Annotated in this window: 17 protein-coding genes; 5 read left to right on the top strand and 12 right to left on the bottom strand. The window is 44.8% G+C overall.

The genetic code is table 11. The features are described from left to right. Positions 1-123: 123 nt before the first annotated feature. The 11 genes from gndA to ACFI6G_RS12060 all read right to left on the bottom strand — a co-directional run bounded on the left by gndA (position 124) and on the right by ACFI6G_RS12060 (position 12,840). Complete coding sequence (gene gndA / locus ACFI6G_RS12010) at positions 124-1,632, bottom strand: NADP-dependent phosphogluconate dehydrogenase (RefSeq protein ID WP_462710280.1); 1,509 nt, start codon at positions 1,630-1,632, stop codon at positions 124-126. Between the two features lie 3 nt (positions 1,633-1,635). Further along, positions 1,636-2,133: a gluconokinase gene (locus tag ACFI6G_RS12015; protein ID WP_010428789.1), complete on the bottom strand. Its 498-nt coding sequence runs from the start codon at positions 2,131-2,133 to the stop codon at positions 1,636-1,638. Between the two features lie 118 nt (positions 2,134-2,251). Beyond that, the gene (locus ACFI6G_RS12020; RefSeq protein ID WP_010428786.1) at positions 2,252-3,574 is read right to left on the bottom strand and encodes a TRAP transporter large permease; all 1,323 of its coding nucleotides are present in this window, start codon (positions 3,572-3,574) and stop codon (positions 2,252-2,254) included. Beyond that, positions 3,567-4,124, bottom strand: coding sequence for a TRAP transporter small permease subunit (locus tag ACFI6G_RS12025; protein WP_016792333.1), 558 nt, complete (start codon positions 4,122-4,124; stop codon positions 3,567-3,569). Before ACFI6G_RS12025 ends, ACFI6G_RS12020 begins: the two co-directional genes overlap by 8 nt. A gap of 65 nt (positions 4,125-4,189) precedes the next feature. After that, positions 4,190-5,206, bottom strand: a complete 1,017-nt coding sequence (locus ACFI6G_RS12030; RefSeq protein WP_462710281.1) for a TRAP transporter substrate-binding protein — start codon at positions 5,204-5,206, stop codon at positions 4,190-4,192. A 200-nt stretch (positions 5,207-5,406) separates the two neighbouring features. Beyond that, positions 5,407-6,309, bottom strand: a complete 903-nt coding sequence (locus ACFI6G_RS12035; protein ID WP_010428773.1) for an EamA family transporter — start codon at positions 6,307-6,309, stop codon at positions 5,407-5,409. 138 nt (positions 6,310-6,447) lie between these two features. Next, positions 6,448-7,152 carry a phosphonate utilization transcriptional regulator PhnR gene (gene phnR / locus ACFI6G_RS12040; RefSeq protein WP_010428770.1) on the bottom strand — a complete coding sequence of 235 codons (705 nt, stop codon included), beginning with the start codon at positions 7,150-7,152 and terminating at the stop codon, positions 6,448-6,450. A 68-nt stretch (positions 7,153-7,220) separates the two neighbouring features. Continuing rightward, positions 7,221-8,930, bottom strand: a complete 1,710-nt coding sequence (locus tag ACFI6G_RS12045) for a putative 2-aminoethylphosphonate ABC transporter permease subunit (RefSeq protein WP_462710292.1) — start codon at positions 8,928-8,930, stop codon at positions 7,221-7,223. A 20-nt stretch (positions 8,931-8,950) separates the two neighbouring features. Continuing rightward, positions 8,951-10,060 (bottom strand): putative 2-aminoethylphosphonate ABC transporter ATP-binding protein, encoded by a 1,110-nt coding sequence (locus ACFI6G_RS12050; RefSeq protein ID WP_016792330.1) that lies wholly within the window; start codon positions 10,058-10,060, stop codon positions 8,951-8,953. A gap of 227 nt (positions 10,061-10,287) precedes the next feature. Further along, positions 10,288-11,709, bottom strand: a complete 1,422-nt coding sequence (locus ACFI6G_RS12055; protein WP_462710282.1) for an FAD-dependent oxidoreductase — start codon at positions 11,707-11,709, stop codon at positions 10,288-10,290. 120 nt (positions 11,710-11,829) lie between these two features. Beyond that, complete coding sequence (locus ACFI6G_RS12060) at positions 11,830-12,840, bottom strand: putative 2-aminoethylphosphonate ABC transporter substrate-binding protein (RefSeq protein WP_022570983.1); 1,011 nt, start codon at positions 12,838-12,840, stop codon at positions 11,830-11,832. Positions 12,841-13,240: 400 nt separating this feature from the next. Between ACFI6G_RS12060 and phnW the strand changes: the two genes are divergently transcribed. The 4 genes from phnW (at position 13,241) to ACFI6G_RS12080 (ending at position 18,111) form a co-directional block, all read left to right on the top strand. Then, the gene (phnW, locus tag ACFI6G_RS12065; RefSeq protein ID WP_010428755.1) at positions 13,241-14,344 is read left to right on the top strand and encodes a 2-aminoethylphosphonate--pyruvate transaminase; all 1,104 of its coding nucleotides are present in this window, start codon (positions 13,241-13,243) and stop codon (positions 14,342-14,344) included. Beyond that, positions 14,344-15,765: an aspartate aminotransferase family protein gene (locus ACFI6G_RS12070; RefSeq protein ID WP_010428752.1), complete on the top strand. Its 1,422-nt coding sequence runs from the start codon at positions 14,344-14,346 to the stop codon at positions 15,763-15,765. Before phnW ends, ACFI6G_RS12070 begins: the two co-directional genes overlap by 1 nt. 127 nt (positions 15,766-15,892) lie before the next feature. Further along, positions 15,893-16,711 (top strand): phosphonoacetaldehyde hydrolase, encoded by an 819-nt coding sequence (gene phnX, locus ACFI6G_RS12075; protein WP_010428750.1) that lies wholly within the window; start codon positions 15,893-15,895, stop codon positions 16,709-16,711. Positions 16,712-17,040: 329 nt separating this feature from the next. Then, positions 17,041-18,111, top strand: a complete 1,071-nt coding sequence (locus ACFI6G_RS12080; protein WP_016785093.1) for an OmpA family protein — start codon at positions 17,041-17,043, stop codon at positions 18,109-18,111. Between the two features lie 139 nt (positions 18,112-18,250). On the opposite strand, the gene ACFI6G_RS12085 is transcribed toward ACFI6G_RS12080, so the two are convergent. Then, the gene (locus tag ACFI6G_RS12085) at positions 18,251-18,649 is read right to left on the bottom strand and encodes an OsmC family protein (protein WP_010428733.1); all 399 of its coding nucleotides are present in this window, start codon (positions 18,647-18,649) and stop codon (positions 18,251-18,253) included. A 196-nt stretch (positions 18,650-18,845) separates the two neighbouring features. Here ACFI6G_RS12085 and msrB point away from each other — a divergent pair, with 196 nt between their 5' ends. Beyond that, complete coding sequence (gene msrB / locus ACFI6G_RS12090; RefSeq protein ID WP_022570982.1) at positions 18,846-19,988, top strand: peptide-methionine (R)-S-oxide reductase MsrB; 1,143 nt, start codon at positions 18,846-18,848, stop codon at positions 19,986-19,988. Positions 19,989-20,064 lie beyond the last annotated feature (76 nt).

Below are 20,064 nucleotides of genomic sequence, written 5' to 3' on the forward strand. Positions count from 1 at the left end.
TTTTGAGTTATGTTACTGGTAACAGTGTATCCGACTGACGTGGAATTTGAAGCCTAATTTAGTAAAATATTGATACAGCCTCATAATTACAAACGCCCTCTTGTTGAGGGCGTTATTGATTGTTTAAACGTTCACTTTGACTTCAGTTCTTGGAGACTGACTCCAAGTGACATGGAATTTTTCAGCTTCATCTCTATCGACTCGCGAATAAGTATGAGAGCCAAAATAGTCACGTTGCGCTTGCAAAAGATTTGCAGGCAACACCTCACAACGTAATGAATCGAAGTAACTCAGAGCAGAGCAGATCCCCGGCATCGGCACACCGTACAGAGCTGAGTTCGCTACCGCGATGCGCCAAGCAAGCTCGCGCTCTTCCACTTGTTTGATGAAAGCCTCATCAAACAATAGATTCGCTAGCTCAGCATTTTGTTGGTAAGCCGATGTGATGCTTTGCAGGAAAGCGGCACGAATAATACAACCCGCTCGCCAAATCTTAGCAATTTGAGTGAAATCGAGATTCCATCCCTCTTTGTCTGACGCTGTTTTCAGTAAATCAAAACCTTGCGCATAAACAGACAGTTTGGCGCAATACAAAGCATTATGAAGTTCAGAGACAACCTCTGTTTTATCCAACTGACTCGCATCCGCAATATTACCTTTCAAGAGTTTGCTTCCCTGCACTCGTTGCGACTTTTGACCGCTCATTGCACGCGCATAAACCGCCTGTGCAATCGTTGGAGTCGGACACCCTTCTTGAAGGCTGTTAACTGCTGTCCACAATCCCGTGCCTTTCTGTCCCGCTTTATCAAGCACAACATCAACAAATGGCTTACCCGTTACAACATCTTCTTGTTGAAGGATGTCGGCACTAATCTCCATCAGATAGCTGTTCAGCACACCGTTGTTCCATTGCTCAAAGACTTGTCCAATCTCTTGAGCTGGCATATCAAGCACACCACGCATGAACTGGTACACTTCGCAAATAAGCTGCATATCGGCATATTCAATACCGTTGTGTACCATTTTTACATAGTGCCCAGTGCCAGAAGGACCAACATACGCCGCGCACGCTTCACCCGCTTTAAACTGAGCAACCGGTAGCCCATTAGCATCCACTTTTGCAGCAATCGCTTCCCACATCGGTTTCACATATTGCCAAGCCGATTGGTCGCCACTCGCCATTAGCGCAGGGCCAACACGAGCGCCTTCTTCACCACCAGAAACGGCGGTGCTAAAGAAACGAAGCTTGCCTTTGTAGTTCACTTCGCGTGCTTCGGTATCTGTCCAAAGGCTGTTACCCGTATCGATAACAATGTCGTCATTTTCTAGGCCAGCATCAAGCAAGCTATTCAAGACGATATCGACAGGGTTTCCAGCAGGAACCGACAACGCAATAACACGCGGTTTTGCTAAGCCCTGCAGCACATGTTCAAGGCTAGTGCCTTTTGTGAACCGCCCTTTACCTTCAAACGTCTCATTGAGTTGCTTAGCTTCCACACAAGCGCGATCAATGTTGTCGATGTTTAGATCGAAGCCCGCCACATTAAAGCCGTTATCCAATAGGTTGAGCGCAAGGCTTTTGCCCATCACTCCTAAACCAATCATCGCGATGTCATTTTTTATCTGAGTCATGGTTTAGCCTATCTGCTTAATTTGTTTGAGTGCACTTTCTACGACTTGCTCAACATCTTGCGATATATCGACAAATAACGCTTCATCTAGTTCAGGTTCAACCAAGGTTGCGAATTGGCTTTTCAACATTTCTTGACCATTAAAGTAATGGTTTTCACGAGCTTTATGGCGATTCCAAATCGTATCGAAACTGCCTTGAAGATACACAATCACTAAATCTTCATTGTTCTCTCGCAGAATTTCGCGGTATTGAGGTTTCAGTGCAGAGCATGCAATCACAGCACTCGGTTGTTCGATATATTGCTTATTCAGTGTTTCTAGCCATCCTTGACGATCTTCGTCTGTCAGTGGAATACCTTGACGCATCTTTTCTACATTGCTTTGGGGATGGAAGTCATCCCCATCAAAAAACTGAAGCGTTAATGCTTCTGCGATACGGCTACCAATCAGGCTCTTTCCGCATCCAGATACGCCCATCACGAGTATTTTTTTGCTTTTCATAAGGCAAGCCTTCCCTAGGCCCCAACCAAAACAGGGGCTGACAATCGAATCTAATAGTTAAACTTGTGTTGCCGTTGATAGGTTCCTGAACATTAAACTCGCTCAGGAACCTTCGCTGTTATTGCCACCAAAGCGCGAGCTGAGGGAAGATAATAACCAGTGCCAGAACCAATACTTGAAGTGCAATGAACGGCAGTAGTGAAGAGAAAATCTCACCTAAGCTGATGTCTTTTGGTGCTACTGATTTCAAGTAGAATGCCGCAGGACCAAACGGCGGTGACAAGAACGACACCTGCATGTTTAGACAGAACACAACGCCGAACCATACTGGGTCAAAACCAAGGCCAGTGATGATTGGAACGAAGATTGGCATAGTCAGTAGTGCCACACCTACCCAGTCAAGGAACATGCCTAGTACCAGCAAGATAGCCATCATGATTAGCAATGTTACTGTCGCGTTGCCGCCACTGAGTGCAAGGATGGTTTCTTCAACAAAATCAATACCACCCATCAGGTTGTAGATACCAACCAATGCACTTGCACCGATACCAATCCACATAATCATGCCGCAGGTACGCATGGTTGCGATGGCACTCTCTTTCAACATACTGAAGTTCAGTTCACCACGGATCAGCGCACTGATCATGATGCCGACTACACCCAATGCAGACGCTTCTGTTACTGAAGCGATGCCTGTGTAGATACTGCCCAAAACCGTTGCGACAGAAAGCAGTGGGAAGAACAGAGCTTTGAAGTAGCTTGGCTGATTGGCGATGTCTTCTTCTGTCTCATCATCGCTTGGAATTGGCGCAAGAGAAGGATTCAGCTTACAGCGAATCAATACATAACCGATGTAACAGCCCGCAAGGATAAACGCTGGTAAGAAAGACGCTTTAAACAGGTCGCCAATCGATACGCTGGCTGTCATACCGTAGATGATCAATACGATACTTGGCGGAAGCATAGTTCCAAGTGCGCCACCCGCACAGGTTGTACCGATAGCAAGCTTACGGTCGTAACCTAAACGAAGCATTTGTGGCAGTGCGAGAATACCCAGTAGTACCGTTTCACCACCTATAACGCCCGACATCGAAGCCAATAGAACCGCGACTAATAAGGTTTGTACTGCCACACCACCACGAACTTTACGACCGACAGATTTCATTGCATCAAACAGATCTCGTGCGATGCCCGAGCGGTCTAACAAAGCGGCCATCAATACGAACATTGGAACCGCGAGGAAAACATAACCAGAAGCAAAGCTGTAGGTACGGCTCGCAATCAAAGGTAAAGCATCAGGACCGAACCAACATAGAGTGAAGAAAATCGCGACAAAGCCTGTTACGAAGGCCAGCTGCATACCAGTCAGTAGCAAGCCAATCATCATAACCAACATGAGCAAACTGCCCCATGCGATACCAATAGAAGATAAATCAAACATCGTCATTCTTCCTTAGACCCATCAACTCTTGGATTAGGTGCAATACAAACTGGACAACAAGAACACACAAAACGACAAAGATCAGGCCTTTCAACAATGCAGGATAAGGCGCGTTTAACACTGAACCAGATGTCTCAAGACGGAATTCACCCCAAGGTGCAAACCACGCTTCTTCCGCAGTGAAGTAAGCGGCGTAAGCGAGCATGCCTGCAAAGGCCAAACCAACAATGTGGTGAACAAGATTAAGATATTTACGTGCTTGGTTAGACACTGAATCGTAGATAAGAACCACACGCACGTGTTTATTCGCAGCAAACGCGTAGATACCACCAATAATGAATAAAGAACCACCGATGAAAGAAGCTGTTTCATGTACCCATGTGGTCGGGGCATCGAATGCGTAACGCATCACAACTTCATAAAATGAAATCAATACAGTAAAGATAAAAAACCAGCTCACGAGATTACTGAACTTTATAACAAAACGATCGAGCGCATTTCTTGGTTGCTCGTCGTTTTCAGCTGGGGAATGGGGAGTTTTGTCTGTCATGGGGCAAATTTCCTGGGAAATAACGGGAGAGCAACGCCCTCCCCCTTCAATAAGCTAAGTTTAAATTACAGCAAGCCGTTTTCTTCTAGGAACGTAGTTACTGAAGTGTAAACTTTTTGTGCGTTGTCAGAACGCTCTGCAAATACTTTCCATTGGCCTTTTGCCATTTCACGGAACTTTTTACGCTCTTCTTGAGACCAGTCGTGGATAGTGATTTCTGGGTTCGCTTGAGCTTCTTTCAGCGCAGCTTGGTCAGCCATTTTCAGCTGAGTTGTCATGTCGTAAGAGAAGTCACGAACGGATGTTTGCAGAATCGTTTGTAGGTCAGCAGGCATCTTGTCCCATTTCTTCTGAGAAACAGAGATATCGATAAGCGGCAGTGAGTGAAAGCCCGGTTGAACTGGGTGTGTTGCAATGTCGTTCATACCCGCTTTTTGGTTGGTAGAGAATACCGTGTAGTCCGCGGCATCAATTACTCCTTTGCTCAGGCCAGTAAATACTTCAGAACCCGGCAGGTTTACTGGAGTCGCACCCGCGGCTGCAAACACTTGTTGTACTAGGCCTTCAGGTGCACGTAATTTAAGACCTTTAAGATCCGCGACACCATCAATTGGTTTTTTGGAGATGAAAGACTCAACACCCGTTGTAGATGCTCCGACGAACTGAACCCCGTAAGGCTTGTACAGTTCAGTCATTAGCTCGTTACCGCCGCCGTAGTTCATGTACTGAAGCAGTTGCGTTGTGTCCGACCATGCACCAACCATGTTACCAATTAGGCCGAATGCTGGATCTTTACCAGAGAAGTAACCTGTTGCTGTGATGTGACCATCTAGGATGCCCATTTTGATCGCGCCTAGCGTTTCTGTGTGCTTAACCACAGCGCCTACAGGCAGAAGATCGATATCAATACGTCCGTTAGACATCGTCTCTACGCGCTCAGCCCACTTCTGCTGAACTTTGAAGTTCAAGTCACCAGAAGGATCTGAAGATTGAATTTTAAGTTTAAAGTCTGCAGCCATTGCTGAAGTAGCAAATAGACCAGTGAGGGAGGCAGCAATCAGCGTTTTAGTCAGAGCTTTCATTTGGGTATCCTTATGAGTTTCACAGAGTCCGGTTTGTAATTATATGTTACCGGTAACGTTGGGGTGGATGTTACCGGTAACTTTACAGCCTTGTCTATGAGAAGGATCACATCTTTAACATTAGTAAAACGTTTGCTATCAATAAGAAAAATGCGACTGAAAAGTCACATTATAGGTTGGAGGTAGGATTTAATTTCTTTTTAAGTCAGTGAGATAACTAAACCTGCAATGATAAAAACGACGCCTACACCGCGTGTAACGTGCCACTTTTCCTTTAAAAAGTAGATCCCCATCACTACGCCGAAGATGATGCTTACTTGCCTAAGTGCCACAACCAAGCTGACGTTCTCAGTCATGGTCATCGCAAACAACACCAAACCATAAGTCGAAGCCATCATGATGCCGGCCACTGTGGCTTTCTTTCGCAGTATCCAAGCATTAGTAAACTCGATTCTTTGGTTGGTTACGAATAACCAAACACTCAGCGGAATCACAATCGCCCAAAACTGAATGCCTAGGTAGAAAATCGCAGTGTGTTTGTTAGTAACGGTAGGTGTGCTTAGAGGCTCTAATAATAGAAGCGCCTCTTTATCAATGATGGAATAGCCCGTGGTACCAATAGCGGCAATTAACGCCCACAACACGCCGAGGTTGAGATACGCTTTTAACCTAAGATCTGAAAACTGCTTAAGTGGTACAAACAAGCAGCCTAAGGTTATTAAAGTGAACCCAATCCATTGATTCGCCGACAATTCATAGCCGATCAACACCGTGCCTAAACCTACCATCAACACAGGCAGTGCTCGTGCCATTGGGTAAATCACACCGATATCAGCCTGTTTATAGGCCGCGCCTAACCCAATCAAATAGATGATTTGACAGATCCCACTCAAGAAAACCAGTTGCCAGAATGGAAGTGAGATATTTGATAGCCCTACACTGTGAACATACCAAATCAAATATGGCGTCAATATCGCTGCGGCGGCAAAGCCAGAGGCTAAGAAGAATGACGAACCCGATCCTTGATTAGATTTACCTAGAACGTTCCAACCCGCATGAAGCAAAGCCGAAATGATCACGATGACAATGGCAGAGAATTCCATTTCATTCCTAAATTATTGATGAATAAGCGCAACGGCTGACAACGGATGATAAAAAAGGCCTCCGAGTAAGAGACCTTTGATCGTTTCAATTAGGCGATCGTGCATAATTGCAGATATGCCAGCATTCTAACGTATAAACTAGCGCTCTAGCTGTGCTATCGACTCAATGCTGATCGCGTCATGACGCCAATATTCAATATCGCAGTCAATCAAATCACCGTCTTGGTTGTAGTTAACACGCTCAACCACCATCGCTGGAGACCCAGAAGTCGCACGCAGAGCTTGCGCGGTTTCGCCAAGCAAAGACGTTGTGCTCACTCGGTAACGGATCTTCTGATATACCACACCAAAGTGCTCACGGTAGATGTCAGTCAACGATTTAGACAAGTCATAATCCAGCAAGTTAGGGAACAACTCTGGTCGAATGTAGTTGGTCACATACACAACGGGCCTGTCTTCAAGATAACGAACTCTGTCTACTCGATAAACATCCGAAAAAGGTTGCAGCTCAAGAAGCCTAGTTGCTTCCTTGGTTGCTAACATGCCTTTCGCTGCCACTAATTCTGTTTTCGGCTTACGATTCTGCGACAAAGCCATATTAGTGAAGTTCAGTGTTTGTGTTGGGTCGTAACGCAGTGGAGCTGGCGATATAAACCAACCACGGCGGTCTTCTCGATAAATACGCCCCTCAGCTTCAAGTGAAGACAGCGCTTCACGTAACGTAACACGTGTGGTATCGAACGATTCAGCCAGTTTACGCTCAGCAGGCAGTTTCTGTCGCGGCGTTAACATCCCCGACTCTATCTGCTCTACGATGACATCTTTGATTTTTACGTACTGCACTTCATTTCCTTTTATTCTTGTTCTTGTCGTCAGCCACTCCTTGGCCAACTGCAATATAAAATGGTTTGCTAGCGTTTACGCCAAGCTTGGGTGCGCTTCTCGAATAACTTGTTGATTAGCATATGAATCAACTTCGCACTCGCTGCCGATATCATGATCATGACTGCCATAGCCGCTGCTGCACCGGTTTGTCCCGCATCGTCCATATTCAGAACTGAAACTGACGCAGGTATCGTATCGGTAGAATACAAGAATACTACCGCAGATGTTGTGGTAAGTGCATTAATAAACAGGTATGTCGCAATATCTAAAATCGCAGGCAGACAAACAGGCACCGTCACCTTAAAGAACAACTTGTATTGCGGTAGGTTAACTGAGGCCGCGGTTGCTTCAATCTCCTCAGGCAGCTGTTTTAATGCGGTTAATGCCGTCATGTGCCCCACCGTGTAATAGTGAACCACGGTGTTGATCACCAAGAACGCCATCGTGCCATACAAGAAGTTGAGTGGGTTGCTCAAGTCATTAAAGTAGAAGATGTACCCCAAACCTAACACCATACCCGGAACCGCCATCGGCACAACACTGAGCATCTGCATCGCCTGACGAACAGGACCGAACGCTCTGCCTTTCTCAATGCAGTACGCCCCTAAGAAAATCAACACGGTACCAATAATAGCAGTCCAAGCGCCAAGCGTTAAAGAGTTGAAGAATGGCGCCCAACCATAGGTACTCATTTCTGCGAAGTTATAGTTGTTTAGCGTCAGCGCTTTATTCCAAGGCCAGAAGGTGACCATAGATCCATAGATCGCCATGCCCAGCACGATAACCACGGCAGCAGAGATGATGGTGCAATAAAGGAAACATAAGCCATCACGTAGAGAGCTAGGTTCAGGTTGGTACGCAACAGAACGAGTATCAAACAAGCTCTTTTGTTTCTTTTGAACCCAGCGGTCAACGGTAAACGCAAGCAACGCAGGCAATAGCAGCAAGATACTGGTTACCGCTCCCATAGAGAAGTTCTGTTGACCAACCACCTGCTTAAAGATGTCAGTCGATAGAACGTTATAACTGCCACCAATCACCTTTGGCACACCAAAGTCACAAACCACCAGCGTAAATACAACGATCAGAGTGCTGATCAAACCATACTTTGCCGCGGGTAACGTCACCATAAAGAAGGTTTTGAACGATGAAGTATTGAGTGCACGTGCCGCCTCATACAGACGAGCATCAGAGGTTCTCAATGAAGTAGTTAAAATCATTAGGGCGTGTGGAAACGTCCAGAATATTAAGCCCAGCGAGATACCAATCAAGCCGTACACCGAGTTCCCCCCTAAGACTTCTTTAGCGATACCTTGGTTGCCAAATAAGAAGATCAAACTGATCGCAGGAAGCAACGACGGAGCTAGAATCGGCGCTGATCCCAACACCTGAAAAAGCCCCTTAAAAGGCATACATGAACGAGTCAATGCATAGGCATAACCAAACGCTAATAAACCCACAACAACCGTTACTAGCAGACCCAAAGTAAAAGTGTTCCCTACAGATTGCCAAAGGCTTTGAGAAGCAAAATACGTTGCGAAATTTTGTAATCCTACAAAATCACCGTCTGCGTTCTGAACACTCTTTTTCAACATTGCCCACAGTGGCATCAGAATAAATAGCGTCATGACCACAGACAAAAAAGCCAGAAGCCCGAATAGGATTACGTTGTCTTTACTTAACCGAGCAAGGAAAGGCGTTACTCGTCGTTGAATTAGCAGCTTAGATTGCATCATTTGAGTCGATTCCATGATTGTTACGCCGCCTCGTCTTTCATCACTTGCAGGCTTTCAGATGGGTAAGCTCTAAGGCCTTCTTCATCAAACGCTACGTAACGAATATCGCTGCGACGCAGTTTCAATCGATTAAACTCTTTAACTGATACATCAACGATGATCTCTTTCGCCGTTGAGTCATGTTGCAATTGACACTCAACACGATAAAACGCCCCTAAGAATTCGCTGGATACGATTCTCACGGGTAATGACTCACTAAAACGATCAACAAATTGGATTTGCTCTGGACGAACGGCAATATCAAAAACATCACCTAGATTTGGCGTGAGATTATCTAAGCGAGGTAATGGTAGCATTGACTCTGCAATGCGTATCTTGCCTTGAGCCGCAACAGAAGCTTGAATGAAGTTCATGCTGCCAACAAACTCAGCCACAAAACGACTGACAGGTTTTTGGTAGATCTCTTGTGGAGCTCCGACCTGCTCGATAACGCCATGATTCATCACGACAATACGGTCGGCCATCGTTAGGGCCTCATCTTGGTCGTGCGTCACCATAATAGTGGTGATACCCAGCTTACGTTGCAGTCGGCAGATCTCATCACGCAGGTGTGTTCTTACCTTCGCATCCAACGCAGAAAGCGGCTCATCAAGTAATAACAAACCTGGAGACAACGCCAATGCGCGAGCCAGAGCAACACGTTGCTGTTGTCCACCAGACAGTTGATTCGGATATTTTTGGCCAGACGTCGGTAAACCAATCGTTTCTAACCAAGACTCTACTGTTTCCAGAGCTTCTTTGGTCGACATCCCTTGATTCTTCAGACCAATCGCAATGTTTTCTTCCACTGTGAGATTGGGAAACAAAGCATAAGATTGAAACACGATACCAAAGTCACGCTTTTCTGGTGGCAAGAAGGTCGTATCATTACCGTTCTGCTCAATCGAGCCTGAGGTCGGTAGATCCAGTCCTGCAATCGCACGTAGTAGTGTCGTTTTACCGCAGCCAGACGGGCCAAGGAAACAGACGAACTCACCTTTATCTATCGATAGGGAGATGTCTTTTAACGCTGTAAATTGGCCAAATTGCTTTACAACGTTTTCAATATTCAAATAAGTTTGGTTGCTCATACTACAGCACTCTCTATATGGTATATACCAAATTTAAACTGAGAATATTGCAGTTGAGTGACAAATTTATAGTAGCTAAATGACAGTTATATTGCAGATATAATAAGCATTAAAGATTGCTATTTGTTCTGCATTAACAGTTCGTTCAACGTTAAAAGCCCTCAGTGACTTGCCCATAAACCACTGAGAGCCTCAATGCAAACTTCTAATTTAAACGCTAGATTAATCTATGATTCAACCTTGTCGGCTTTGCCCGCCGCACCTGCGAGTTTGGATAACTGTTTATCTAGCCACAATGGCGTGCTACCCGAATCTTCCGCGTTCTCTTTTCTTCGTACCGCATCACGCACCATCATGGCACCTACCCAGCGGAATGGCTCAGGTGGGAAATGCCCAAGCGGTCCTTTGGTTAACCCACAACACGTCCAAGCATTATCGGTTCCGAGTACCATTGCTGACAAAATCTTCCCGCCTATACGGGTTTGAGCAACACCATTACCTGAGTAACCGAGCCCATAATAAATGTTGTTTTGGCCTTTTAGGTTACCGAAAAATGGCAATCCGGTGACGGAACGATCTGAACCACCCGACCAGTTGTAATCGAATTCACTTTGCTCAAGTTTAGGGAACAATTTTTGGAAGGATTGATTGAGAATCGGCAGATAATTGGTGGTTTGGTTGAACATGCTTTCGACTTTATTCGCAAATGAGAATTTATTGCCGCCTTTGCCCAACATGAGTCGTCCATCTTGGGTGTCTCGGTAGTAATGAACAAAGATTCGAGAATCCACCACTGCAGCTCCTTTTTCGGGGCCAAACTGCTTGAGTTTTTCCGGGATTGGCTTGGTTACAACCATATCTGACGAGACAACCACAATACTGCGTTTGAACTCTTTGAAATGATCGAGCATCCACGCGTTGAGCGCCAAAATAACTTTATCGGCAAAGATAGATCCGCCCTTAGTTTGGATCCGAGCCAGAGAGCCATAATCGAGCGAAGTCATCTCTGTGTTTTCATGAATTTCGACACCTAGATCAATAGCCACTCGGCGTAAGCCTCGAGCCAATAAAGCGGGTTGCACACTGCCTGCAGCTTCTGAGTAATAACCCTCAATGTGGCGTTCAGATCCCGCTTTATCAGCCAAAGAATTATCGCACTTCTTCCAACTATTTATACCCTGCTTGATCAACTCATTAACGACAGGTTCCATTCCACCTTTTTGCGCATCATTGGTTGCCGTGTAGTAAGTTCCGCTGCGATATAGATGCGCGTCAATCTTGTGTTCGTTACAGAAGGCTTCGATCTCGTATATAACCTTTTCCGATTCCTTAACCAACCATTTCGCTTGTTCTTTTCCGTAGAGCTTTTTCAGCGTCGGATACTTAGTCGACCACGTCAACATGCAACCGCCGTTCGCTCCAGAAGCACCGCTACCACATAGGTCTTTTTCAATCACCACAACATGCTTTTCGGGTTGCTGTTGTTTGATTAAAATCGCCGTCCATAAACCCGTATAGCCACCGCCAACAATAGCGATATCACAGTTGACGTCTTTTTTCAGTGGCTTCGCGGATTCTAGCCCCGCGTTAATATTGCCAAACTCTTGTTCCAACGCTTGCTTGAACCAATATGAGTAGTGCTTTGTCATTTGTTGTACCTTACTTAAAATCTAAAGGCGTAAAACTAAAAAAGGAAGACCGAAGCCTTCCTTTACTGATTTCTAACTTCTAATGAACTCAATAGTTAATTAACTGAATAGGTCATCAGATTAAGATTTAGGCTCTGATTTAGCGTCAAACTTCTCAGACCATGTTTTCAATACGTCTGTACGCTCGCTGCCCATGCGTGCAAAGTCCATTTTTGCCATGTTCTTTTCTACGTTAGGGAAGTTTTCAATTGTTGCTGTCACATCTTGGTGACCAACAACTGGGTACATTTCGATGTAAAGCTCGTTTGCGGCTTTAGAGATAGACCAATCAACAACGCGCTGCGCCGCATCAGAAGCCTTAACAAGACCTACCGCTTCAGATTCCCAGCCGATACCTTCAGGCGTAATCACAGAAAGTGGCGCACCTTGAGTTTTCAGCTTAGCGCCACGGCTCGCCATAGAAATACCGATAGCCACTTCACCCATGCCCGCTTGAACACATGGCTTCGAACCTGAGTGCGTGTAGTGAGCAATATTTTGATCTAGCTTCTGCATGTAGTTCCAACCTTGGTCTTCACCCATGTTTTGTAGCCAAGCCGAAACCTGCATGTAACCCGTACCAGAAGAGGCTGGATTTGGCATAGCAATGTGGCCTTTGTAGATAGGTTTCGTTAGGTCATCCCAAGACTTAGGTGCCGGTAGGTTCAATTGCTTAGCAACTATTTCGTTAAAGCAAACTGCATTGAAGAATGCATCATTACCATACCAAGCTTGAGTAGATTGTGGGTCGTTAAGGTTTGCACGCAACGCTTCTACACCTTGAGGTGTGTAAGGCTTGAGAATGCCCTCTTCTTTAAGCAAAGCCATAGAAGAACCCGCAAGACCCCATACTACTTCTGCACGAGGGTTGTTTTTCTCAGCCAATAATTTCGCCGTCATGATCCCGGTAGAATCACGCACCCATTTGATGTTGATGTCTGGGTTTTCACTTTCAAATGCGTTTTTGTACTTCGCTAAAATGTCAGTTTCAAAAGCGGTGTAAACCGTCACTTCCTGTGCTGCATAAGCATTACCAGCTAATAGAGTAACTAATGCTGCAAGTGATCCTTTCATAAAACGGTTTTTCATCATTTTCTCCAGTCAGGCCCAACTCTAAAGTGAGCAGTTGCCAAAATTAAAAGTTATCGAGGTTTAAAGCTGCCTAGTTTTGGAAGCAACCAATGTTTAACGTTTCTTAAATTAGAAGCCTCATTAAGAGGCGCCTATATCCATAAATTCATTTAGGTTGTTAGTACACGCCCTTACATTGGTATGTACCAGATTGAGAGTATTAACCTAATCGACTTTTATGACGGTTAAATGAACAAAAAATGGCAATTTAAAGATCGGAAAATTTCTCAACACAAGTGACAAATTTGAATATTAAGCTTTTGTTAAAATAACGTTTGGGCTATTTACGACTGCTTAAATTGGTTGTTAAAGTAACCAGAAATACTGGTATAGTCCAAAATACAAATCACGAGAATTGAACATGAGAAACGAATACCTACTACTGACACCGGGTCCTCTATCTACTTCTGAAACCGTTCGCCAAGCGATGCTAAAAGACTGGTGTACTTGGGATGATGAATACAACAAAGACGTTGTTGAAGTGATTCGTAGCAAGCTTGTGACTTTGGCGACTAAGCAGGCGGGATATACAAGTGTATTAATGCAAGGCAGCGGCACTGCTTCAGTTGAAGCAACAATCGGTAGCGTTATCTCTAACAGCGGTAAGCTTCTTGTTGTCGATAACGGGGCGTATGGTGCTCGCATTGCTCAAATCGCAGAATATTTAAACATTCCATGCCATGTCGTTTCCCCAGGTGAAACATCACAGCCTGACTTGAACAAAATGGAAACGGCATTGGCCATGGATTCAGACATTACTCACGTGGCGATTGTGCACTGTGAGACCACCACAGGCATGCTGAATCCAATTGAAGAGATTGCCAAATTGGCAAAACAACACAACAAAACCGTCATTCTTGACGCGATGTCGAGCTTTGGCGGTATTCCTATGGATATTGCTGACTTGGGTATCGATTACATGATCAGCTCAGCAAACAAGTGTATTCAAGGTGTACCTGGATTCGGCTTTGTTATTGCCAAGCAGTCAGAACTGGAGAAGTGTAAAGGCCAAGCTCGCTCATTAAGCCTTGATTTGTTTGACCAATGGCACTGCATGGAAAGCAACCATGGTAAATGGCGCTTCACCTCTCCGACTCACACGGTACGTGCTTTCTACCAAGCCCTGCTTGAACTAGAACAGGAAGGCGGTATCGAAGCTCGTCACAATCGCTACCAAACCAACCAAACCACATTGGTTGCTGGCATGCGTTCTCTTGGCTTTGAACCTTTGCTAAATGATGACCTTCATTCGCCAATCATCACCTCTTTCTACTCTCCAACTCATAGCGATTACCAATTCAAGGAATTCTATGACCGTTTGAAAGAACAAGGTTTTGTGATTTATCCGGGCAAGGTTTCAAACGCAGACTGCTTCCGCATCGGTAACATCGGTGAAGTTTACCCGTCAGACATTGAAGCCCTCATTGGCGCAGTGAAAAACGCTATTTACTGGGACATCAAATAATGACGACGACCAATCAAGAGCCTGTTCTAAAGGCAACACACTTTCGAAGTGAAGGCGATGTGAACACCACGCCAGCGCGTGAAAAGTGGAATGAGTCGCTAAACGATGATGCGACTCAAGCGATGTTAAAGCGCGATTCTGACGTGTTTCTTCATCAAGCGATGTCAACGCCTTGCCTAGACACACTTGAAGCTGCAGAAGGCATCTACATACAAGATGCAACTGGCAAGAAGTACATGGACTTTCACGGTAACAATGTTCATCAATTGGGCTACGGCCACCCACACATCATTAATAAAGTGACTCAACAAATGGCGTCATTACCGTTTTCACCGCGTCGCTTCACCAATGAAACAGCCGTTCAGTGCGCTGAAAAACTCACGCAGATCTGTGGTGGTGAATTGAACCGTGTGTTGTTTGCTCCAGGTGGTACTTCAGTTATTGGTATGGCACTCAAACTGGCTCGACATGTCACCAACAACTTCAAAGTCGTTTCATTGTGGGACTCATTCCATGGTGCGTCACTCGATGCAATTTCAGTGGGTGGTGAAGCCTGTTTTCGTAAAGGTATGGGCCCGTTAATGGCTGGCGTAGAACGTATCCCACCAGCGGTCTCTTATCGTGGTGCTTTTTCGCTTCGCGGGCAAAACCCAGGCGATGCGAACGAGACCGCATGTGATGTGCACTACGCCGATTTCCTTGAGTATGTGATTGAAAAAGAAGGTGGCATTGGTGCCTTCATTGCCGAAGCAGTGCGTAACACCGATGTTCAAGTACCAAGCAAAGCTTACTGGAAGCGCATCCGTGAGATCTGCGATAAGCATAACGTCATGTTGATCATCGACGACATTCCAAACGGCATGGGTCGCAGTGGCGAATGGTTTACACACCAAGCTTTTGATATCGAACCTGACATTCTTTGTATCGGTAAAGGTTTTGGCGGCGGCTTGGTTCCAATTGCAGCCATGGTCACCAAAGATAAATACAACACGGCAGCGCAAGTCTCACTGGGTCATTACACCCATGAGAAAAGCCCTATTGGCTGCGCGGCAGCACTCGCAACCATGGAAGTAATTGAACAAGAAAACCTACTTGAAAAAGTACAAGCGGACAGCGAATTCGTACGTGAACAGCTGCTTCAAATGAAAGAGAAGTACCCAGTCATTGGTGACGTTCGCGGCATCGGCCTGCTCTGGGGGGTGGAATTGGTCACAGATCATATCACCAAAACCCGAGCGTTCGATGAAGCGGAAGCAGTACTTTACCAATGTCTAAACGATGGTCTGAGCTTCAAGGTGTCACAAGGTAACGTGATTCAATTGAGCCCACCATTGATCATCAGCCGCAGCGAACTAGAAGTCGCGATGTCTGTATTCGAAAAAGCGATAGCAAAAGTCTGCAAAGACTTTGAATACCTTTGAATCACCTTTTAAAGCACGTCTTGAAGCAATAATTTCAAGCAACCAATAACCTAAAGCAACCCGTAACCTCCCGACTGAACCTTTGAATTTTAAACAGGCGGGAAGTGACACACAATAGGACATTATTATGAACACTACATCACCTATCCAAGCGGTTATCTTTGACTGGGCTGGCACTATCGTTGATTTTGGATCGTTTGCTCCAACAAGCATCTTCGTTGAAGCATTCAGACAAGGTTTTGACTTTGATATAGACCTAGCAGAAGCGCGTGAACCTATGGGGATCGGCAAATGGGATCATATCCAAGCGGTCGGTCGAATTCCAGCTGTTGACGCTCGTTGGAATGCTCAGTTCGGACGCTCGATGACCAGTGAAGACGTTGATGCGATCTACGCGGCATTCATGCCTCTTCAGAAAGCAAAAGTAGCCGACCATGCCGAACCAATCTTGAATGCAATAGAGGTTGTGAATAACCTAAAGGAGAAGAACGTAAAAATCGGTTCTTGCTCAGGTTATCCGCGCGAAGTGATGGATGTTTTAATTCCTGCTGCTGCAGATTACGGTTACCAACCAGACAATGTAGTAGCAACGGATGACTTACCGCAAGGTGGCCGTCCGGCTCCATTCATGGCGCTTAAAAACGTCATTGATCTAGGTGTAACTAGCGTTGCTGCATGTGTGAAAGTAGACGACGCTGCACCGGGGATCGATGAAGGTCACAATGCAGGTATGTGGACAGTAGGCCTTGTACTATCAGGTAACGAGGCTGGATTGACGTACCAAGAATACTTAGACGCAGACGAAGCAACACTTGCATTGGCACGTGAAAAAGCGAGCTTGAAGCTAAACAAATCAAACCCTCACTACCTGATTGATACTATTACAGACTTACCTGGTGCAATTGCCGATATAGAGAAGCGTTTACTCGCCGGCGAACGCCCATAAAATTTATAAAACACGAGCAGTAAATACACACAAAAAGTAAAAATTAAACCTCGAGAACCGAACAATGGCACGAGGTTTCTTCATTTCCAACATTTGAGACAACATACTATTGACAAATAAAACAGTAAATAGCACTTTAAATATATAATTTTTAACAATTTCATTGACTACGATACGCAATCAGATTAACAATATAAGTACTAAGTAAAAAATAGATCCAGCTGGACCAACGCCTTGATTTACTTATTATAAGCAGTGTCATCAACTAATAAGTGATCGTTTTACTGGCAAGTTCAGATAACAATAATAGTTAATCCAAGGATAAGATTATGAAAAGACTGTCAAAAATCATGTGTGCTGTTGTTGCCGCTTCAGGCTTAGCTGCTGCTCCTTCAATTGCTGCAACCACTTATGTTGGTGCAAAAGTCGGCCTAGGCTGGTTAGACAGCGCGTGTGTAAGCGGTACTAAATGTGATGATGATGCAATTGGTGCTGGTATCTACTCTGGTTATAATTTCACAGAAAGACTTGGCATTGAGTTGAGTTCTGATTTCTTAGGTGATTACAAAACTAGCTTTTCGAAGAATGGCACTACATCATCGTTTAGCGATCCTTTGATCGCAATTTCCTTAACTCCAATGTACCGCCTACCGGTACAGCAAGAGTTTGACGTATTCTTCAAAGCGGGTCCTGCTTACATTTCTCACGGTGGTGAAGATGATGTTGTTTTCGCTGCTGGTATCGGCCTAGAGAAGCAGCTGTCTTCTAATTGGGCGGTGCGTGCTGAATACCAATACTTCGATGATTTCGACGACAACTATGTTCAAGATCTGAACTCAAACCTACTGTCTGTTGGTGTTAGCTACAATTTCGGTACAGGCAACACAACGGCATCAGCGGCTGCAGCAGCAGCTTCTGCCGTTGCTGTAACACAAGCACCATCTGAGCCAATCACAGAGCCTGCAGTTGTTGTGGAAGAGAAAACAACGGTAGTTGTTACTAAAGCGCAAACTGAAAGCTTCTCTCAAGGTATGTTTGAAACAAACAGCACTGAACTGTCTACCGACGGAAAAATTGCTCTAATGCCAATCGTTGAAGTACTTAAAGCTCACCCACAATCATCAGTTGATGTTGTTGGTCACACCGATTCAACAGGTTCAGCAGAATACAACATGATGATCTCTAAGAAACGTGCTGCTGCTGTAGCTGCATACATCGAAGAGCAAGGCATTGAATCAGACCGCATTTCAGCGTCTGGCCAAGGTGAAGATAATCCTATTGCATCAAACGATACTGCAGAAGGCCGCGCTCAAAACCGCCGTGTTGACGCAACTATCCCTGCTTTTGAATACCAGCAAGAAGTACAAGTAGAAGAAGTTATCGTAGAAGCTGCTGAGTAATAGCACTCTACCTTAATTGCAATAATAAGGGCAGAGTACTTGAAAGTGCTCTGCCCTTTTCTTTATCTGCCTTTGCCCATAAACCGTAAGCTGTAAGCCGTAAAAATCAGCCTCACGCCAAAACGGTACAATCAGAAGACTAGACGATTTCCCAACTGTGGGTCATTTCTACGCCCTCACCCAGCATTAGGCACACTGAACAGTACTTTTCTAACGAATCTGCACATACCTTAGCGACAAGCTCAGGAGTAAGATTATCACCAGACACTTCAAAATGAATATTAATTACGGTAAAGATTTTTGGTGCGGTTTCACGACGTGTCGTTGTTAGTTTTGCGTTACAACCTGTGATGTTCTGACCTGCAGATTTCAAACCATCAACCACATCAACAGAGCTACAACCACCTGCGGCCATTAATACCATTTCCATAGGGCTTGGCGCCGTAGCACCGCCACTTCCATCCATCACCACAGAGTGCCCTGATTGAGACTTACCCAAGAATTTAAAGTCTTCGACCCATTTAACTTCTGCTTGCATGTTGTTCCTTAGATGTACAAACGTCATCATTATCTAGTGTTTTATATCAATGCCTACACCCTACTACTGGCGGCATTTAGGAGCAAGATTTTCTCTATGGCATATTTTTTTGTAAATGATGTAATTTTTTCCATCCAAAACCTGTCTCTATACGTACATTCAAAATCGGATGAAAGAACGTCAAGATGAGGTATTTATGAATAAATTATCTAAAATATTGGTATCACTCGTGGTTGCCCTGCCACTGATTTCGCTATTTGTGAGCCAAGCTGGCACTGCCAATACAATGGATAAAACGGCCAATTCGGGAAAAAATGAAATAGCAACACTGGCCGGAGGTTGTTTTTGGTGTACAGAATCTGATCTAGAAAAACTACCAGGCGTAACTGACGTTATCTCTGGATATTCTGGTGGCGAATTAGAGAATCCAACCTACAAGCAAGTCTCATCCGGTAAGTCAGGGCACATCGAAGTGATTAATGTGACTTATAATCCTGATGTCGTTAGCTACGAGCAGGTACTTGACCAATTCTTCAGACACATAGACCCAACTGATGACAAAGGATCATTTGTCGATAGAGGTCCACAATATCGACCTGCTATTTTCTATCGTAGCCAAGAGCAAAAAGACGTAGCTCAGAATTTCATGATGGAAATCGACAAAGCTCAGATCTTTGGAGAGCCATTGAAAACCGAACTGATTAAATTTGAAAAATTTTGGCCAGCAGAAGATTATCACCAAGATTATTACAAGAAGAGCAAAGTTCGTTACAACTACTACCGCTATGCATCGGGTCGTGATCAGTATCTAGATAAGATCTTCGGTGAAGATAGAAAAGAAAACCCGAAAACTATCCGTCAGCTCATAGACAGCAAAAATACGACAACCAATACTAAGACCTACGTTAAGCCGTCTGATGCAGAGATTAAAGCAACGCTAACCTCACTGCAGTACGATGTGACACAGGATGATGCAACAGAGCGTCCGTTTGATAACAAATACTGGGATAACAAGCAGGAAGGTATTTATGTCGATATTGTAACGGGTGAGCCGCTATTCTCTTCAAAAGACAAATACAAGTCTGGTACAGGTTGGCCGAGCTTTACTCAACCAATCAGTGAAGCATATGTCGTAACCACCACTGACTACAAACTGCTTTACCCAAGAACAGAGGTTCGCAGTAAGTTTGGTGATTCTCACCTAGGACATGTATTTAAAGATGGTCCAAAGCCAACGGGTCTACGATACTGTATGAACTCAGCCGCCATGCGCTTTATCCCAGCGGACAAACTGGCAGACGAAGGCTACGAAGAATATGTAGAACTATTCGAGGGCTAATAGCTAATAGCTAATAGCTAATAAATAAAGCTAGATATTAAACATCAAAGCCAGCATATCGCTGGCTTTGTTTTAG

It is taken from the genome of Vibrio sp. PSi01 (assembly GCF_054960695.1).

Excerpts from the sequence above, each read along its gene's own strand:
- gndA (WP_462710280.1), bottom strand. The coding sequence starts at position 1,632 with ATGACTCAGATAAAAAATGACATCGCGATGATTGGTTTAGGAGTGATG.
- ACFI6G_RS12015 (WP_010428789.1), bottom strand. The coding sequence starts at position 2,133 with ATGAAAAGCAAAAAAATACTCGTGATGGGCGTATCTGGATGCGGAAAG.
- ACFI6G_RS12020 (WP_010428786.1), bottom strand. The coding sequence starts at position 3,574 with ATGTTTGATTTATCTTCTATTGGTATCGCATGGGGCAGTTTGCTCATG.
- ACFI6G_RS12025 (WP_016792333.1), bottom strand. The coding sequence starts at position 4,124 with ATGACAGACAAAACTCCCCATTCCCCAGCTGAAAACGACGAGCAACCA.
- ACFI6G_RS12030 (WP_462710281.1), bottom strand. The coding sequence starts at position 5,206 with ATGAAAGCTCTGACTAAAACGCTGATTGCTGCCTCCCTCACTGGTCTA.
- ACFI6G_RS12035 (WP_010428773.1), bottom strand. The coding sequence starts at position 6,309 with ATGGAATTCTCTGCCATTGTCATCGTGATCATTTCGGCTTTGCTTCAT.
- ACFI6G_RS12045 (WP_462710292.1), bottom strand. The coding sequence starts at position 8,930 with ATGATGCAATCTAAGCTGCTAATTCAACGACGAGTAACGCCTTTCCTT.
- ACFI6G_RS12050 (WP_016792330.1), bottom strand. The coding sequence starts at position 10,060 with ATGAGCAACCAAACTTATTTGAATATTGAAAACGTTGTAAAGCAATTT.
- ACFI6G_RS12055 (WP_462710282.1), bottom strand. The coding sequence starts at position 11,709 with ATGACAAAGCACTACTCATATTGGTTCAAGCAAGCGTTGGAACAAGAG.
- ACFI6G_RS12060 (WP_022570983.1), bottom strand. The coding sequence starts at position 12,840 with ATGATGAAAAACCGTTTTATGAAAGGATCACTTGCAGCATTAGTTACT.
- phnW (WP_010428755.1), top strand. The coding sequence starts at position 13,241 with ATGAGAAACGAATACCTACTACTGACACCGGGTCCTCTATCTACTTCT.
- ACFI6G_RS12070 (WP_010428752.1), top strand. The coding sequence starts at position 14,344 with ATGACGACGACCAATCAAGAGCCTGTTCTAAAGGCAACACACTTTCGA.
- phnX (WP_010428750.1), top strand. The coding sequence starts at position 15,893 with ATGAACACTACATCACCTATCCAAGCGGTTATCTTTGACTGGGCTGGC.
- ACFI6G_RS12080 (WP_016785093.1), top strand. The coding sequence starts at position 17,041 with ATGAAAAGACTGTCAAAAATCATGTGTGCTGTTGTTGCCGCTTCAGGC.
- ACFI6G_RS12085 (WP_010428733.1), bottom strand. The coding sequence starts at position 18,649 with ATGCAAGCAGAAGTTAAATGGGTCGAAGACTTTAAATTCTTGGGTAAG.
- msrB (WP_022570982.1), top strand. The coding sequence starts at position 18,846 with ATGAATAAATTATCTAAAATATTGGTATCACTCGTGGTTGCCCTGCCA.